Origin of the sequence: Okeania sp. SIO2F4 (assembly GCF_010672385.1) — a bacterium.
Classification (GTDB): Bacteria; Cyanobacteriota; Cyanobacteriia; order Cyanobacteriales; family Microcoleaceae; genus Trichodesmium.
This window is the reverse complement of record NZ_JAAHGT010001054.1, coordinates 1-3,201: the sequence shown is the minus strand read 5'-3', so window position 1 is coordinate 3,201 and position 3,201 is coordinate 1. Positions and strand designations below refer to the sequence as shown.

Genomic DNA, 3,201 nt, shown 5'->3' with positions numbered 1-3,201 from the left:
GTGAATTTGAGGGCGTTGTTAATCAGATTAATCAGCACTTGGCGCAATTTAATTTCATCAGTCCGGACATAGCGGAGCAGATCGGGTTCATACTCCATCAGTAAGTAGAGATTTTTCTCCTCTGCTTTGATTTTAAACATATCATCAATGTCATCTAGCAGACGGTGGAGGTCAAAGTTTTGGGGATTGAGAGTAGTTTTACCTGCTTCAATTTTAGAAAGATCGAGAATGTTGTTAATTAGACTCAAGAGATGTTCGCCACTACGATAAACAATGCCAACATTTTCTTGATTTTCGCGCCCCAGGGTTTGAGAGCGAGTCATAATTTGAGCAAAGCCAAGAATAGCATTGAGAGGAGAGCGTAATTCATGGCTCATGTTGGCAATGAAAGTGCTTTTCGCTTGGTTGGCAGAATCTGCCATTAATTTTGCTTGCTCTAGTTCCACAGTTCGTTCTTTAACTTTTTGTTCTAGAGTTTGGGAGTATTCTTCCAGTTTTTGGAATGAGGTTTGTAGCTGCTCCGCCATGTAATTAAAAGAATTGGCTAATTCTCCCAATTCATCATCACTCTCAGTTAATAAAGATTGATCCCATTCTCCAGCAGCTAGTTTTTTAGCAGCATCATTTAAGCGGAGGGTTCGATCTACAATCAGCGATCGCGCTAACCACCGCACCATAATAACCGTCAAGGCTAAAATTATTAGGAAAAGTCCTAAAGCTCGCGCAGCACCATTTTGTTCATATTGCAGGATTGAAGTAGCATCTAATTCGATCGCTAAAATCCCCTCTAGACGGCCAAATTGATCCTTGATCGGTGTATATCCATATAACAAGCTTTTGCCTTCTGCATTCTGCACAAAATCGTTTTCAACCTTAGATTGGGATAGGGTGTTTCCTTCTGCTGAGAGAATCGGAGTTACATTCTCTGCTATTTCCCCCACAAATGTTGATGATTTCGATGTGGGATAGACATCTAAGACAAAAGCAAATTTACCGTTGCTTTGGGGACGCAGGGTATAAATGCGGTTGATATCTTTACTAGCTTCTTGAACGGTTTTGAGTTCTTTGAGATTGATCTTGTAGAACGGTTTATTAGTATCTTTAGGTGTTACAACCAGGGAATGATAGTCGCTGTCAATTTCTGGCGCTGTTAAACTCAGCAAATCCAATAGGCGATCGCGCATTGCTTTCTGGTTAGCTGTGCGAGACTGCCAGTAAAGAGTAGTGGTGAGTATCCCCGCCATCAAAGCAATTAAGCCTGAATAAGCAGCTACAATTTTGATACTTAAATTCCAACGAAACATTGATTGCTTTTGATTCATAATTATTTTTGAATTGAGCTGACTTTAGCTAGAAGTTATAATTTTTAATTTTGAATTGATTATTCGATATCGCTAACGCACCCTACTGGACTGTTTCATCTAAAATGGTGCATTATTTTTGGCTGTGTCCAGACAGGGAAGACAAGGAAGGAAGAGAGAAAATCTCAAACTGTGCATTAGCTTTTAACTTGAAAATTATTACTTTTGACTTTTGACTTTTGACTTTTGAATTGATTACTCAATTCCTAAACTATCTTGGTAAGATTGTAATTGGGACTCTCGTCCCTCTTCATTTGTTATTTTATCCCACTCTCGCTCAATTTGTTCCATGGTTTCATCACGAGTCATCTTACCTGTGAGAAAACTGGCGAGTGCATTATCCAAAATTTCTCCTTGGTAGGAATCATTTCTTGGGATGCGTAGATCTAATACCATGTTGGGATTTCTTAAACTTACAGCAATACCTCCTAAGTATTTATTAACTGTTTCTTCCCCCATTCCTACCTTTAACCAGGGTTCACGGTTAGTAAACTGTGATATTCGGTAAGGATTAAAACCGGTAATACCAATGGTAACATCAACATTAGATTGCGCGGGTTGGCTCATATAGGAAATCAGTGCATAAGCAGCCTCTTTAACTTCTGGTTTTGCCGCTGCATTAATTCCACCTGCCCATCCACCCATCGCACCATAGGGAGCATGGTTAACGCCATCAATGGCATAGGGACAGGTAAATTTATCGCAGGCTACCAATTTACCAGTCTGGCGATCGAGAACTTCTTTGCTACCCGGTGATATAGATGCGCCAACTTTATCAGGTATTTGGGAAATGGCTGGATCTATTGCTAATGTTCCCATGTCGCCCCAATCTAAGGTTAGCGCACAGCGTCCACTTAAGAACAATGCTCTCGCTTCGTCCACACCCAAGCTTAATTCTTCTGGCGGTGCGTATTTAGTTGTTTCTTTATAAATATCTAGTGCTCTGGCAAAGGCTTGGTTATTAACCAATGGCTTCATAGTTTCGGGGTCAAAATATCCACCTTCTTCTGTTCCTTGACTTTGGATAAATGGACTTGCCACCGACCAAAATATCTGATGATTCAAGACTTTTGGCTTTTTCATCATACAAGAACCATAGTCTGGTATACCATCACCATTGAGGTCTTGCCCGTGAAATTGTTTGGCAATAGCGAGATAATCATCCCAGGTTCGTGGGGACTCAAGCTCCACCTTTTCAAACAAATCCGTGCGATAATAAACCATGTGAAAATTGCCATCCATAGGAACGGCATAGACTTGGTCTTTGTAGGTGGCAATAAAATTGCGGAAAAAAGGTGCAACATCATCCCATTCCAGTTGCCTATCTGCTTTGACGCGAGCTGTTAAATTTTCCAAATATCCGGGCTTGACAAAATCCGTCATCCATTTGGGCGAGAAAACAAGCACATCATATTTGTTGGTTTGGTTCACAAACTCCTGCTGCATGGATGCAAAAACATCCTTCATAGGAAACGTAAACATATTAACCTGAGCACCCGTCAGTTCTTCAAACTCACGCGCTCGACGTTCAACTCCTATCCCAATTTTATAGAAGGTGGCAACCGTAATGGTAATCCCGTCAAATCTTTGCAGCTTTACTGAATTTTCTATTGGAGTTGGAACGGGATCGGTTTCTCGAGTGGATTTATTTTGACTACAACCGACTGCATTAAACAGCAAAAGGAAAGCTACAAGTGCTCTAGATAATCTTTGCTGATGACGATTTTTTTTGTAGCCTAGTATTTTCATAAGATGTCTGTAACAATTTTGATACTTAAATTCCAACTTAACATTGATTGCTTTCTACCCATAGCTATTGAATTCCTAAACTGTCTCGGTA

2 protein-coding genes are annotated in these 3,201 nt (G+C 40.4%); both read right to left on the bottom strand.

The window, feature by feature from the left end; genetic code table 11:
- A partial coding sequence (locus F6K22_RS36965; protein WP_293109719.1) for a HAMP domain-containing sensor histidine kinase occupies positions 1 to 1,322 on the bottom strand: 1,322 nt, incomplete at its 3' end.
- A gap of 234 nt (positions 1,323 to 1,556) precedes the next feature.
- Positions 1,557 to 3,110 (bottom strand): ABC transporter substrate-binding protein, encoded by a 1,554-nt coding sequence (locus F6K22_RS36960; protein WP_293109717.1) that lies wholly within the window; start codon positions 3,108 to 3,110, stop codon positions 1,557 to 1,559.
- Between the last annotated feature and the right edge of the window lie 91 nt (positions 3,111 to 3,201).

What these genes read in the sequence shown, in the direction of transcription:
- F6K22_RS36960 (WP_293109717.1), bottom strand. Translation starts at nt 3,110, where the DNA reads ATGAAAATACTAGGCTACAAAAAAAATCGTCATCAGCAAAGATTATCT.